Origin of the sequence: Roseovarius maritimus, from assembly GCF_043355895.2 — a bacterium.
Taxonomy (GTDB): Bacteria; Pseudomonadota; Alphaproteobacteria; order Rhodobacterales; family Rhodobacteraceae; genus Roseovarius; species Roseovarius maritimus.
Genome location: NZ_JBHFPF020000010.1, coordinates 14,762 through 27,120, shown reverse-complemented (window position 1 = coordinate 27,120; position 12,359 = coordinate 14,762). Strand labels below are relative to the sequence as shown.

Annotated in this window: 13 protein-coding genes and 2 pseudogenes; 8 read left to right on the top strand and 7 right to left on the bottom strand. The window is 56.1% G+C overall.

What is annotated here, in order from left to right; genetic code table 11:
* Positions 1–663, top strand: a complete 663-nt coding sequence (locus ACEWPM_RS15710; protein ID WP_393963100.1) for a hypothetical protein — start codon at positions 1–3, stop codon at positions 661–663.
* 181 nt (positions 664–844) lie between these two features.
* Here the strand turns inward: ACEWPM_RS15710 and ACEWPM_RS15705 are convergent, their stop codons facing one another.
* Together ACEWPM_RS15705 and ACEWPM_RS15700 are read right to left on the bottom strand one after the other, a co-directional pair.
* On the bottom strand, positions 845–1,444 hold the full coding sequence (locus tag ACEWPM_RS15705) for a hypothetical protein (RefSeq protein ID WP_393963099.1): 600 nt from the start codon (positions 1,442–1,444) through the stop codon (positions 845–847).
* A 289-nt stretch (positions 1,445–1,733) separates the two neighbouring features.
* On the bottom strand, positions 1,734–2,387 hold the full coding sequence (locus ACEWPM_RS15700; protein WP_393963185.1) for an SOS response-associated peptidase: 654 nt from the start codon (positions 2,385–2,387) through the stop codon (positions 1,734–1,736).
* Positions 2,388–2,817: 430 nt separating this feature from the next.
* Here ACEWPM_RS15700 and ACEWPM_RS15695 point away from each other — a divergent pair, with 430 nt between their 5' ends.
* The gene (locus ACEWPM_RS15695) at positions 2,818–3,234 is read left to right on the top strand and encodes an HNH endonuclease signature motif containing protein (protein WP_393963184.1); all 417 of its coding nucleotides are present in this window, start codon (positions 2,818–2,820) and stop codon (positions 3,232–3,234) included.
* A 79-nt stretch (positions 3,235–3,313) separates the two neighbouring features.
* Positions 3,314–3,583: a sigma factor-like helix-turn-helix DNA-binding protein gene (locus ACEWPM_RS15690; RefSeq protein WP_393963098.1), complete on the top strand. Its 270-nt coding sequence runs from the start codon at positions 3,314–3,316 to the stop codon at positions 3,581–3,583.
* A gap of 225 nt (positions 3,584–3,808) precedes the next feature.
* Here the strand turns inward: ACEWPM_RS15690 and ACEWPM_RS15685 are convergent.
* The 4 genes and pseudogenes from ACEWPM_RS15685 to ACEWPM_RS15670 form a co-directional block, all read right to left on the bottom strand.
* Positions 3,809–3,991: pseudogene (locus ACEWPM_RS15685) on the bottom strand (hypothetical protein); the annotation flags it as partial.
* 43 nt (positions 3,992–4,034) lie between these two features.
* Positions 4,035–4,670 (bottom strand): DEAD/DEAH box helicase family protein, encoded by a 636-nt coding sequence (locus tag ACEWPM_RS15680; RefSeq protein WP_393963097.1) that lies wholly within the window; start codon positions 4,668–4,670, stop codon positions 4,035–4,037.
* An 81-nt stretch (positions 4,671–4,751) separates the two neighbouring features.
* A protein-coding gene (locus ACEWPM_RS15675; RefSeq protein WP_393963096.1) for an IS3 family transposase occupies positions 4,752–5,905 on the bottom strand; the annotation gives its coding sequence in 2 pieces (ribosomal slippage) (positions 4,752–5,653 and positions 5,653–5,905; 1,155 coding nt in all).
* 106 nt (positions 5,906–6,011) lie between these two features.
* A complete protein-coding gene (locus ACEWPM_RS15670) occupies positions 6,012–7,169 on the bottom strand; it encodes a plasmid recombination protein (RefSeq protein WP_393963095.1) in 1,158 nt (385 codons plus the stop codon).
* Between the two features lie 412 nt (positions 7,170–7,581).
* On the opposite strand from ACEWPM_RS15670, the gene ssb reads away from it, so the two are divergent.
* The 5 genes from ssb (at position 7,582) to ACEWPM_RS15645 (ending at position 11,542) form a co-directional block, all read left to right on the top strand.
* On the top strand, positions 7,582–8,001 hold the full coding sequence (ssb, locus tag ACEWPM_RS15665; protein ID WP_393963094.1) for a single-stranded DNA-binding protein: 420 nt from the start codon (positions 7,582–7,584) through the stop codon (positions 7,999–8,001).
* A gap of 188 nt (positions 8,002–8,189) precedes the next feature.
* On the top strand, positions 8,190–9,242 hold the full coding sequence (locus ACEWPM_RS15660) for a NotI family restriction endonuclease (RefSeq protein ID WP_393963093.1): 1,053 nt from the start codon (positions 8,190–8,192) through the stop codon (positions 9,240–9,242).
* Between the two features lie 78 nt (positions 9,243–9,320).
* Complete coding sequence (locus tag ACEWPM_RS15655) at positions 9,321–10,451, top strand: DNA cytosine methyltransferase (protein ID WP_393963183.1); 1,131 nt, start codon at positions 9,321–9,323, stop codon at positions 10,449–10,451.
* Between the two features lie 251 nt (positions 10,452–10,702).
* Positions 10,703–11,227 (top strand): hypothetical protein, encoded by a 525-nt coding sequence (locus ACEWPM_RS15650; RefSeq protein ID WP_393963092.1) that lies wholly within the window; start codon positions 10,703–10,705, stop codon positions 11,225–11,227.
* Positions 11,228–11,287: 60 nt separating this feature from the next.
* Positions 11,288–11,542: a hypothetical protein gene (locus tag ACEWPM_RS15645; protein WP_393963189.1), complete on the top strand. Its 255-nt coding sequence runs from the start codon at positions 11,288–11,290 to the stop codon at positions 11,540–11,542.
* Between the two features lie 63 nt (positions 11,543–11,605).
* On the opposite strand, the pseudogene ACEWPM_RS15640 reads toward ACEWPM_RS15645, so the two are convergent.
* A pseudogene (locus ACEWPM_RS15640) lies at positions 11,606–12,329 on the bottom strand (transposase); the annotation flags it as partial.
* Between the last annotated feature and the right edge of the window lie 30 nt (positions 12,330–12,359).

Here is a 12,359-nt window from a genome sequence, read left to right as displayed (position 1 = left end):
TTGAGCAAACAAGTTCTCCCCGACGAGGATTTCGTCATAACCGATCCCGAGCAACAGCCTGGTGTCGTTCTCGAAGTTGAGCCCGGTATCCGTCCGGTCATGCTACTGGACGGATACTTATCTGAAAAGATTGTCCGGTGCTCGTTCTGCAAGCAACGTCAGTGGCACCGCAAGGGCATATTTGCGCTACTGCCAGACGGTAGCAAAGCACTCTGCGGACATTGCTGCGCAGTAGGGTTCACTGACAAGTCGACTGTCGCAAAGATCGAGAAAGATCTTGATATCAGAGTAAAGAAGTCGGCTCAGCGCAAGGTTTCGGCTGCCGTGACATCAGGAATACCTGAGCTTCTTGAAGCGCTGGATCGGGATTTCATGCGGGTTCATCGAGAGTTGAACGAAGTTTTCAATGAAATGGAGAGCATTTTCCCCTCGATGAAGAAGCGCGCCAGATCTGGCTTCGGTTATGCAAGGGGCGGCCTGATAGCGATCGTCAAAGCATCCGACCACAAACTTTCGGACAGTCAGATCGAGAGCATCCTGAAAAAGCGAAGCCTGGCAAATGAGATCATCCTGAAAAGCCTGAGCGTTCTTCGGGAAGGCATATCAGCAATGCGCCATGATCGTATCAGAGCAAGCCTGCCCCATCTTGCGTCTCAAGATTAATACGAGGAAGCCAACATGTCGGATGGCACAATAACCGTTGGAAAGTTTGATAACCACCTCGGAGAATATGCTTTCTGGGAAACTACCTACAGCCCTCCTCATCTAGCGATGCCTGACACGGCAGAGATCCAGTCCATGATCGAAGGTTGATTTATTTCCCCCGGCTACGACCGGGGGTCTTTTATTTCAACTCAGCCAGAAACCCATAGACCAGCTCATCATCGTCTCCCGGTCGTATGACGATCCTGACAGACCCATCGTCTCCTGGATCGAATGTCAGCTTATCTCCAGTCTCTTCACAATGCGCGACATGCAACTCTCCGACACCGTCAGGAATGACATCGCACATCCGGAGGTTCCAAGCTTTCCATGTTGCTCCTGTAATCGGATCTTCGACCTCGAACTTATCCTGGCCGATATGCTCTGAGAGGCTCTTTTCAAGCGCGTCGCACCGGTAGCCCCAATATGCTTCGTGGATCGCCTCAACATCTTCTTTTGAGGCGCGCACGGGCATCCCCACACTGCCTGAGACTGTGCCAAGATACGTCTTATTCAAAACATGGTCTGTGAAGAGATATGCGTCTGCCTTCTCCTCGGAGCCCATATCATCGTGCATTGACTTGAGACAGTCCGGCAGCCGTTGGACTCGAAGATTTTTCACCCCGACATCGGCAATCCCGTCATCGCTGAGACGGCAGAAGAAGTCCCTCCGATCCTCTACCGGCATGCGGTTCAGCAATTCGCCCATGCTATCGACTTGTCTGTATGTCTTTACTGCCATGACTGCCCCTCGATTTTTGCGGGTTTGATATCGAACACGGCGTCGAGCGCAACCCTGAATTGCACCTTCATGAACTGTTATCCCGAGACTGATACGATGGGAGGATGATCACACAGCCTGTAATACGTCGCACAGAGACAGAGACTAGAATAGACTGGCCTGACCTGCGCGTAATCGTTTTCGAACGCCCTGACGCGTTGGAAATAGGCCAGTTTGTGGGTGCGGTCGCGATGAGCCGGCATGACGTCGAAAAGCGTGTGAAAGGTGTCCTTTACGGACAATGGCATGATCAGTTAGGATCTGATTTTTCACCCCTCGCAATGATCTCCAGCATGTCATCCGGCAACGGTCTTTGCAGCTGCATGGCGTCCTCAGTCGGCGCAGTCAGCCAGGCTTTCCAATCGCCGGGATCAGTGAGGATCACGGGCATTGCCTTTGGATGAATTGACTTGACGGGCTCGGAAGCATCTGTCGTCAGAAACCCGTAGAGATCATTTGTCGTCTCGCCCTCTTTGAGTTTTCTGACTGATGTCCATTCCGTCCAGATACCGGCGAAAAATGCCAGCGGTCGATCCTCGGAAAAAGCGAACCAGACCGGCACCGCCGGGCCGCCGCCTGGCTTTTCGTATTCGCTGAATGAGGTGAACGGCACCAGGCACCGATGCTCGACTCCAAGCCAGCGTCGCCAGTGTGGCGATTTGCCATTGCGGATGTTCGTTATGCCAGTGTCTGTCTTTCTGTTTTTCAGTGTAAACTTCGGCGAGGGCATGCCCCATCGCATCATGGCCAGTTCGTGCCCATCGTCAGTATTGCGGATGACCGGAGCTGCGGAATCTGGATAGATCCGTGGCAATGCCGGCAGGTTGCCGGTGCTGTCCTTCAGGCTCTCGAATAGCGCCCGGATAGCCGCCTGCCCCTTTGTCATTGAGTAGAGATTACACACGCCGAGAAAGTGCTCCGATGACCAGGCGCCGTCTTGCGCAGTTGAATTGTAGGCGATGCTCTCTGTGCCGTCAGCAAGTTTGAGAGCTGGATGGGCGGCAAGGAAAGATCGGGCTGCCTCTATGTCTCGAAAATAGAACGCGATCGAATCTCCGCCGAGCGTCTGCGTGCTGTGATGCACGTAGTTGCCCGGGCCCAGTTCGTTGCCAAGCCAGATCAGCGGTTCATGTATCGCCTGGCCGAAGCCTGTTCGAGGGACGGCAATCTTGATGCGCACCGGGAATGCGGTGTCGTCGGTGCGCTTGTCGGGTGAAGTGTGTCGGGCCATACCAGAACATTGCGCGAACATCGGGAGTCTACAAGAAGCTATTTACGATTTGTGGGAGCGAGATCTCACACCGGGCGCGACCTCCTCTTCAGGAGGATGTCGAATGCCACAACCAAAACCAACACAGCCACCAGGAACCAAATTTATCGGCTCAGACGGGTATTGGCTCGTCATCAATGAATACGGCAGGCTCGATCGAGAACACAGGCTGATCTGGGAAGAAGCTCATGGCGCCATACCGCCTGGCTACCAAATCCATCACATCAATCATGATCGCACAGACAATCGGTTAGAGAACCTGGAGTGCGTCGATACAGTCACTCACAAGCGGCTCCATGTCGGTCATCGTTGGATTGATGGGGTGTGGTTCAAGACATGCTCCAAGTGTGGCTGGGTAGGGCCGGACTCGGCATACCCGACCAAGAAAATTGTAGATGGTGTCCGGCATACCCGCGGCAATTGCCGACCGTGTGATCGAGCGCGGGTTCAAGAGTTGAATAAGCGGCGCCGGATGCAGTGAGAAAACGCACTGATCGCTTCCCCTGAATTTGCGGCAGAAGCGATGGCTATGCGGAATTCTATTCCGTTCGAGCTCTCAGATGATGACGAAAAGCCGACAGTATGCCGACGATGCGCCGCATGTTGATGAGGGACTGGATGCCGATCGGGTGAGATCGGCCCTGCTCGAAGCCATGTCCGGTCTCGATAAGCGAGAGAAATACGTGCTTTCGAAGCGAGTTCTCCAAGATTACTTCGTTTCGCTCGATGCCGTTGCAGACGAGCTCGGCATCTCTCGCGGTCGAGCTGGCCAGATTCAGAGGGAAGCGCTTGACAGACTCGGCTGTTGGTATGCGGGTTTCTTTTGCTAGGGATGTGCCGCACTCCGGGCAGGTTGATGGCCCGGCGTCGAACATAGCCATGCATTCCCCGCACTGCCGAACACCCAAGCATTGCCCGTCCTCTGTCTGTCTTTTTTGCTTGTCTTCGTCCGGGTCTCGCCAATTTCGAAGCATCGTTAGGCTGCCCACGCGGCGCCCATTGCCGACATGATCGACCACCCGGCCGAATTCCTTGCCGTCCGATGCCCTGGCGGCGCGTCCCAGTTGCTGAACCCAAAGCTGGGGGGAGGCGGTCGGCCGAAGACATATAAGGGTCCGGAGATCAGGAAGGTCAAAGCCGGCTGAAATTTTATCTATTGAAAAAACAAGCCCGCCGTCCTTCAGCGCAGCAATCTTCCTCTTCGCTTCGTCATCGCTGTCTTTGCCGGTCAGAACTTCGCACGCATGGCCACCTCTCCCTACACCGGCAGCGCCGGTGAAATTACACCACGTCCTCGGACGCTACCAATTTTACAATCGCATCGGAATAGATCCTGCGCTCCGACATCATCTCGACGATCTGCGCTTCATCGAACTCGCCGCGCCGCTTCTTCACATGACGAAGATCCATCTCATTCGAGACTGCGTATTTGAGAGGTGCGAGAAGCCGCTGCCCAGTCAGCCAGGCCGCGCCCTTGCCCTGCACATGCGCAGGAAAGACAGAAAATGTTTCCGGCCTTGGCGTGCCTGTGAAGCCGATCGCGACCGCATAGGGTGCACAATCCAGGACGGGGCGATACTGTGCCGCGGCTCCACCCATATGCACCTCATCGACCAGAATAAGAGCGGCAGGTTCGGCAGAGAGCTTCTCGCGTCGTCGGTCCGCGGCCTGGACAGTCATGACAGTCACGCCCGGCATTTCGCCCGTTCTATCGTGAAGTTGATTGATGACGGCCGATCTGTTCGATAAGACCCAGACCCGCCTTCCAATTGCAGAATACGCGGCGGCCAGGTGCTCGATGACCACGCTTTTGCCGTAGCCTACCGACGCTTCAAAGAGCACCTTCTTCGCGCCCTGGCGGAGTGTGTCGCGGAGCTTATCGACATCCTCGGCCTGGTATTTTCTAAGCGAACTCATACCGGGGATATGAGTCCCCGGCACCTTTTCCGGTCGCTACCCTGAGGTGCTCCCCATTCGTTGGACAGGATCTGGCGCTTTTTAAGCTCTGATCTGCTCTTGCTGATCGGGTTGCGTTGCTTCGATTTGCAGCGAGTAGATCACTGCCGGTGATTGGCCGCCAAGGGCTTTGTGCGGGCGGCGGTGATTGTAGAACTCCATCCATTGCCGGACACCCGCGCGTGCCTGCGATCCGGTCTCCCAGGCATGCAGGTAGACGCACTCGTATTTCAGGGTGCGCCACAGGCGCTCGATGAAGATGTTGTCCAGGTAGCGGCCCTTGCCGTCCATCGAGATGCGGATGCCTGACCGGCGCAGACGATCTGTCCAGACGAAGGATGTAAACTGAGATCCTTGGTCGCTGTTCATGATGTCCGGCGGCCCGAACCGGTAGATCGCCTCGTTCAGCGCGTCGACGCAGAAGTCCGCGTCCAGCGTGTTCGATATCCGCCACGACAGAACCATTCGGGTCCGCCAGTCCATGATCGCCACCAGATAGAGAAAGCCGCGGCGCATCGGCAAATAGGTAATGTCTACGCACCAGACCTGGTTTGGCCTCTCCACCCGCAAACCGCGCAGCAGGTAGGGATAGGTCTTGTGTCCGCGTCCCGGCTTGCTGGTGTTGGGTTTCTGATAGATCGGCATCAATCCCATCAGGCGCATGAGCCGACGGACGCGCTTCTCGTTCACCGCATGGCCCTCGTTGCGCAGGTGCCACGTCATCTGACGCACACCGAAGAAGGGCGTCTCCAAGAACTGCACGTCGATCAGCCGCATCAGCGAGAGGTTCTGCTCGGTCTCGCCCTGCGGCGTGTAGTAGAACGATGACCGCGGTATCGACAGAAGCGCACACTGTTGGCCGATCGACAGTTCCGGATGATCGCGTTCGATCATGGCACGCCTCACTTCCCGCCCCAGGGCTTGAGCTTTCTTTCCAAAAAAGAGTTGGCCACCGCCAGCTCTCCGATCTTGGCATGCAAGTCCCTGACCTGGTCTTCATCGATGACGGGTGCCTTGCGGCTACCGCGTTCGAAAACACCGGACGCGCCATCCAGCAGCGCCCGTTTCCATTGGTTGATCATCGTCGGATGCACACCGAACCGGCTCGCCAGCTCCGACACGGTCGCCTCGCCTTTCAGCGCCTCAAGCGCCACCTTCGCCTTGAACTCAGGGGCATGTTGCTTTCGTTTCGACATCTTCAATCTCCTTCTTAGTGAAGATCAGCAGACAACAATTCAAAGCTTACGTCAGTGTCCAGTTTTCGGGGGGCACCTCACCCTACAAACTATCGCGCGTAGGGTATCAGCGATCCGAGCCGCCCAACTCACCGACCATTTCTTTGATGCGAGCGACGGCGCGGCTGGCAGTCTGCACGATAGGATGATCGACAAGGCCAACTTTTCGAGCCGCAGATTTGACTTGCTCTCCGAGCGCAGAAAACTCACGAAGAGTCCGAACCAGCATGCTGGCTTTCTTCTCGACATCGGCCTCACGCTTTGAAAGCTTTCTGTCTTTCTCAGCCCTGGCCTCATCCTCTTTCTTGATCCGCGCGGCGCGTTCTTCGTCCGCTTTACGCGCCCTCACAGTCTCCAAAACCAATTGCTGCTCAGCTTCGCTCGCGCGCTTCTCGACCGCCTCTGCTTCACGCTTTCTGCGGTCAGTATCGGCGCGCTCTGATATCGCCTCCTGTCGCTTTTCATCGAGCCTTACCGCTTCATCCGCGCGCCAGATATGGCAGGGAATATTATCGGCCGGCAGTTCGCTCTCTTGCTCGTTTTCGAGTGCCTGGCGCCGTCTCTCGGCTCTCTTCTCGCCGCGCACCAAGCCGACGCCCTTGAAGTATTCGGCAGCGACATCGTGCCCATGCTCATACGATTTTATGACTGGGATAGCGGACGGAACAAGCATCCTTTGCTTTCCCGAATTCTTGCTCTCTGTTTCGACGATCGGCACCACGATAAAATGAATATGATACGCCTCTTCGTCCTGATCTTCCCACGCCGCCACACACGTTGCTCCGAAGCTGTCTCCCAGAAACCTGAGAGCCGCACGCCGGAAAGACTTGACCTTTTCAGGGCACGGAAAGCCCGGCATGTCTCCCTCAAAAAATTCTTTCTTGGCGGTGAGAATGCCCTCGCGGATTGGTCCCTCGGAACGACCCGATTTCCACGGATCCTGCGGGCCTTTCCGCTTGATCTCTGCGGCCTCACCCTTGCGCTTCCTGACCCATCGACGCGCATGATATGAGTGCCGGAAATTGAGTTCAGACGCGCACCTCAGGTTTTCTGCGACTAACTTCCGCCAGTCCTCATTCCCGATCAAGAACTGGTTCAGGTGCGTGCGCTCGGGCGAGATGTGCGACAGGTCTCCACCGGTGCGCGTTTGGTGCAATTCGACGCGCGCGAGCTGGCCTGGCCAAATAGCGCGCATTCCGAATACGATGGGGTGCTTCCGCGTCATTGCTTTTCTCCCTTTGAAGGGAGGTGGAGCCCTGCTGCGCATGCCGCTCCTTTTGAGCGCAGGATTTCTACTCACTAAGCTTCTTGCACTATCGCCGCTGCGCGGCTCTGTTCAATAAGCCGTTCGCCAGGGCCAGCCCTGGACCCGCAAAAGTGGAGACTTCGATCTCCCCCTTTGATCCCCCATGATCAGGGGAGATGGTGCGCCGCCCTTTCTCCCCCTGAACCCCCATCACCAGGCCGGTGGTGCGTCGTTCTGCACTCCACCCCCGGACCCCCTGACTGCGCTCAGAGAAGGGCATCACCGCCCCTCTCCGAACCTCTCCCTATCAAAAAGCTAGGCGCCATGGATGCTGTCAAGAAAGGGTTCCCGCCGAAAGTAAGCGTATCATCAGTCAAGAAAGGAAATTGAAATGGCAGGATCAATCAACAAAGTCATTATCGGCAATCTGGGCCAGTACCCGGAAGTCAAGTCGTTCGACAATGGCGGCGAAGTCGTCAACCTGTCGATCGCCACCTCGGAAACCTGGAAAGACAAAAGCACCGGCGAGCGCCGCGAGCGCACCGAATGGCACCGCGTCGCCATCTTCAACCCCGGCCTGGTCAACGTCGCCAAGGACTACCTGAAAAAGGGCTCCAAGGTCTATGTCGAAGGCCAGCTGGAAACCCGCAAGTGGCAGGACCAATCCGGTGCGGATCGGTATTCCACCGAAGTGGTTTTGCGGCCGTTCCGATCTGAGCTGACGATGCTGGATGGGAAATCCAGCGGCTCCACCGGCGGCCAGCAATCCTCCGGCTCCAGCGGCCAGGTCGAGGATGACGTTCCTTTTTGAGAGGTAGGCGGCTGTTTGTTGCAGGGCTGTGCTCGAAGCCTTGATCTGATCGGTTGCCGCTAACCAACTCTTGTTGGCCGATCAGAACGAGCATCAAGGCCCCTGGCGAGAGCTGGGGGTCTTTTTCTTTCCATAGTGTCATGACCCTTGATAATTGTTCATAAAGCAAGGATTCGAGGGCGTGCCGAATGGCTAAGACGAAGACCAAAGATAAAGAAGTGTTCCATATCGCGGAATGGTATGGCCTGTCGTTTCTCGATTTGTCAGACGCTGACCGGCTTCGACTGGGAAAATTCAAAGCATCCGGCAGGATGCTGAACAAGTCCGAGATGAAGCGCATCGTTGATCTCAAATCGAAATCGAAGCTGGGCCCGCTGACCGCGACTGAACACAAGAGACTGGCGGATCTCGAGGCGCGCCTCACTGCACTTAAAGCCACACAGATGCCATGTCCGTTCAGGACCGACACCCCGTTTCCATTTTGCAACAAGCCAGGGGGCGTGTGCTCGATGCGTCTTTACCAGGAGAAGGTCGGCGGCGGCATCCAGCCGGTCACTGGCAAGCGGGCCTACATCCGCGGCATGTGTCCGGTGCGATACCAAGAGAAAAACATCGTCGCTCAACATATCGGTCAGGATCTCCTGGGCGACCCGAACCCGTTTCAGGTCGGTGAAGTGGGCTTCCTAGAGTCTACTGGCAATTTAGACAGCGATCCTGGGCAAAGCGTCGGCAACATAGATATGGTTCTCGCTGCCAAGAACACTCCGACAGGCCATCCGATGAAGTGGGCTGCTGTCGAGATCCAGGCGGTCTACTTCTCTGGCAAGGAGATGGGAAAGGAACTGACCGCGATTGCCAACAACGGTGGCCGGCTGGCCATGCCGAACGATGGGCGCCGACCCGACTATCGATCTAGCGGTCCGAAGCGGCTAATGCCTCAGCTGCAGATCAAGGTTCCGACCCTGCGTCGTTGGGGAAAGAAAATGGCCGTTGTGGTAGACGTGGCCTTCTTCGAGTCGATGGGTAGAATGCGCGAGGTCCCGGATGTGTCCAACTGCGATATCGTTTGGTATCTTGTAGATTTCATCCAAGCGGCTCCTGGTGCGCCATTCGAGCTGCAAGTTATTGATCGCCGCCTTACAACGTTGGAGCACTCTATCGAAGGGTTGACCGGCGGCATCCCCGTCGCCATGGGTAACTTCGAGGGCTCTATCCAGGACAAAATGGACGCCGGCCCGTGAGCGCATGTCGATATTGAATTGCCGGAATCTGCGATATCTGGTATCGGCAATGAGAACAAAGCAAGACTCGGGGCAAACATGGGCAAGCGCAGGACTGCGATAGATCTCTTCTGTGGCGCGGGCGGACTGTCTGCCGGTCTCGAGATGGCTGGCTTTACCGTCCTGGCTGGCAACGACTTGTTTGAGGCCGCAGGGAAGACGTTCTCCGACACCCATCCCATGGCAAAGTTTTTGCCTGGTCGCATCCAGGATCTCGATACCGGTGATCTACTGAAGGCATCTGGCCTGAAGAAGGGGGATCTTACCGTCCTCGTTGGTGGCCCTCCCTGTCAGGCATACTCGGTCTACAATCACCAGCGCGGAATGCACGATGAGCGCGCAACACTCTTCCGGGAATACCTCCGTATCGTTGAGGCACTCCAGCCCGAGTGGATCGTCATGGAGAATGTCGCGGGTATCTTCTCGATTGGTGGCGGCGAAGCTGTGCACGCGATCCAGACAGAACTCGGTGCGCTCGGATATGACGTTAAGTTCGAGGTTTTGAAGGCAGAGCAATTCGGGGTCCCACAAGAGCGCCGCCGCGTGGTCTTTATTGGCAACAGGACCGGCGCGCCGATCAAGCACCCTGCGCCGACGCACGGTCCAGGCCTATTGCCTTACGTGACCATCCAAGACGCGATTTCCGATCTCCCGGTCCTTGAAAATGGCGAGGATCGTGGCGTTGTGCCACATGCAACGGAAGCGGCATCAGGCTTCCAAAAGCTGCTCCGAGGCAACCTGACAGAAGTCACATGCCACGCAGCCCCGCGCCTCGGGAAAGTGAACGTTGATCGCCTGGAGCACATTCCAGCGGGCGGGAGTTGGCGCGATATCCCATTCGACCTTCTTCCTGCTGGAATGAAGCGAGCAAAGCGCTCGGACCACACCAAGCGATACGGGCGCATGACCTGGGGTGGACAGGCATGCACGATCTTGACGAAGTGTGATATCCATTGGGGCGCCTATATCCATCCTGAGCAGGATCGTGCAATATCGGTGCGCGAAGCCGCTCGCCTTCAATCCTTCCCTGACAGCTTTGTGTTCGCTGGCTCAAAGACCGAGCAGTATGTCCAGGTTGGGAATGCGGTGCCGCCTCTTCTCGGGAAAGCCATCGGCCACGCCCTCATTGAGGCGATGGAAGCCACCGGAACCAAAGACACCGCAGCATAGAGTCTCTCTGTCTTCCAGGCGCTTACAAGATCTTTTAAGAAAATCGCTCCAAGCGCTTTGTATCCGCGCACCTGTCTCTATCTCTTCTGTATCCCCGCAATGAGGATGCAACGCAACAACAAGAAATCTCCACCACCCGCCACGTGAAACAAGGAGAACAACATGACAGACTTCACAGACATCAATCAACTTTTTCCAGACAATGAGAATATCGAATACGGCGAAGAGGTATTCGACGTCGATTAGAAGACTTGGCATTTCAGGCCGCCGCAAAACTTCCGGGCGCGACATTTGCATCAGTTTTCGGTGCCGAGATATACCACGAAGCCCGCAAAGATCTGATGAATACCTCGCGCAGGAATGGGTTCTCTGAGCAAGATCGCGATGTCTTCTGGACGCGAGCATTGACGAGCAACATACGTCTTTTCGCCGGACATTCAGCAGCAGAAGGCCTTGAGGGGGCGCCGGATCCGGAGGTGGCAGATGAGTCTTACAAGAAATCAATCGACTTCGAGAACGCATGGAAAATCGTATCCCGTAACGACATGAGGGGCGGCGTGATGTCGGGCCATGATCGCGCAAAACTTGCAGGAAAAACCTCAAGTCGAGCCATGAATTTAGCCAATGAGATGAAGAATAACGGCATCTGCAAGCCCGTAGCATGGGCTATGGAACGGGGTCGAGAGCTGGCAAATGGCGAGCGCGACCGAGCAGAGAGACAGGCCGGCATCGAGCGTCGGAAGCGTGGGGCGCGTCAGCGACAGGCCGAACGGTAATCTCCTCGCATTCTGGGCGGCGTATCTGTATGAACGCCGTCCAAATCCGAGGAGATTGATATGCCAGACAAGAGCACGATCACGATTTTGCATCAATGCATCGACATGCTCGAAGATGACTTGGAAGGTATGCCGCTTCATATCGAGCGACCGGGAAAAAAAGATTTTGTTCTGGTGTCGAGCGCGACATTCTCGAGTCTGATGCAGCGCATATTCGATCTCGAACAAGCCGCTATGAGCAATGAAGAGCGGCGAGATGAAGAAATCCAGCTATTGCGTGAGTTGAGAGACACTGACGAGCTAGGCTGCGACTAGGCTTTCCATCTCTACGGTTGTGCACATAAATCAACCGCACTATCCCTTTGGCAGCCTCGGAACTATCGAGGACCATCAGGCAGTGGTTTTCGCGGCAAAAATCATCATTCACGGCCAGAATGCGGAACTTGCGAGATGCGCCGAAGGTGTCGGACAGGAAGTCCAAAGACCAACGCTCACCAGGCTTCGATGCTTCAGGCATCGGTGTCCGCGATCCACGTGCCCGTTTCCGGCCCCGTCGTCGGCGCACACCCAGTGTTTCGTTCGTATAGAGGCGATACAGCTTCTTGTGATTCATGATCATGCCTTTGCGCTCAAGCATCACACCAATCCGCCGATAGCCAAACCGGCGGCGTTTGTGCGCGACAGCTTTCATCTCCTCGCGGATTTCTGGATTGTCGGGCGGGCGTTCACGCCGGACGGTTTTGGGATCAACACCGACAAGACGGCAGGCCCGGCGTTGCGAGATACTATGATCCCGCATCGCCCGTAGCACTGCCTCTCGCCGCTCAATCGGCGTTGTCAGTTCTTTCGCAGCAAATCCTTCAGCACCACGTTGTCCAGCATCGCATCAGCCAGCAGGCGTTTAAGCTTGGCGCTCTCGTCCGTGACGGCGCGCAGCTTCGCCGCGTCCTACACTTCCATGCCGCCATACCTGGATTTGAACTTGTAGAACGTGCTCTGGCTGAGACCGTGCTTATGGCACACCTCAGCAGTCGGCATCCCGGCTTCTTGCTCTTTGCATCATCCCGATAATCTGGGCTTCGCTAAAACGGCTCTTTCGCATCTGTATGCTCCTTCGAAAGGTTGAGCAAGC

Excerpts from the sequence above, each read along its gene's own strand:
- ACEWPM_RS15660 (WP_393963093.1), top strand. The coding sequence starts at position 8,190 with ATGGCTAAGACGAAGACCAAAGATAAAGAAGTGTTCCATATCGCGGAA.
- ACEWPM_RS15670 (WP_393963095.1), bottom strand. The coding sequence starts at position 7,169 with ATGACGCGGAAGCACCCCATCGTATTCGGAATGCGCGCTATTTGGCCA.
- ACEWPM_RS15655 (WP_393963183.1), top strand. The coding sequence starts at position 9,321 with ATGGGCAAGCGCAGGACTGCGATAGATCTCTTCTGTGGCGCGGGCGGA.
- ACEWPM_RS15695 (WP_393963184.1), top strand. The coding sequence starts at position 2,818 with ATGCCACAACCAAAACCAACACAGCCACCAGGAACCAAATTTATCGGC.
- ACEWPM_RS15645 (WP_393963189.1), top strand. The coding sequence starts at position 11,288 with ATGCCAGACAAGAGCACGATCACGATTTTGCATCAATGCATCGACATG.
- ssb (WP_393963094.1), top strand. The coding sequence starts at position 7,582 with ATGGCAGGATCAATCAACAAAGTCATTATCGGCAATCTGGGCCAGTAC.
- ACEWPM_RS15705 (WP_393963099.1), bottom strand. The coding sequence starts at position 1,444 with ATGGCAGTAAAGACATACAGACAAGTCGATAGCATGGGCGAATTGCTG.
- ACEWPM_RS15680 (WP_393963097.1), bottom strand. The coding sequence starts at position 4,670 with ATGAGTTCGCTTAGAAAATACCAGGCCGAGGATGTCGATAAGCTCCGC.
- ACEWPM_RS15690 (WP_393963098.1), top strand. The coding sequence starts at position 3,314 with ATGATGACGAAAAGCCGACAGTATGCCGACGATGCGCCGCATGTTGAT.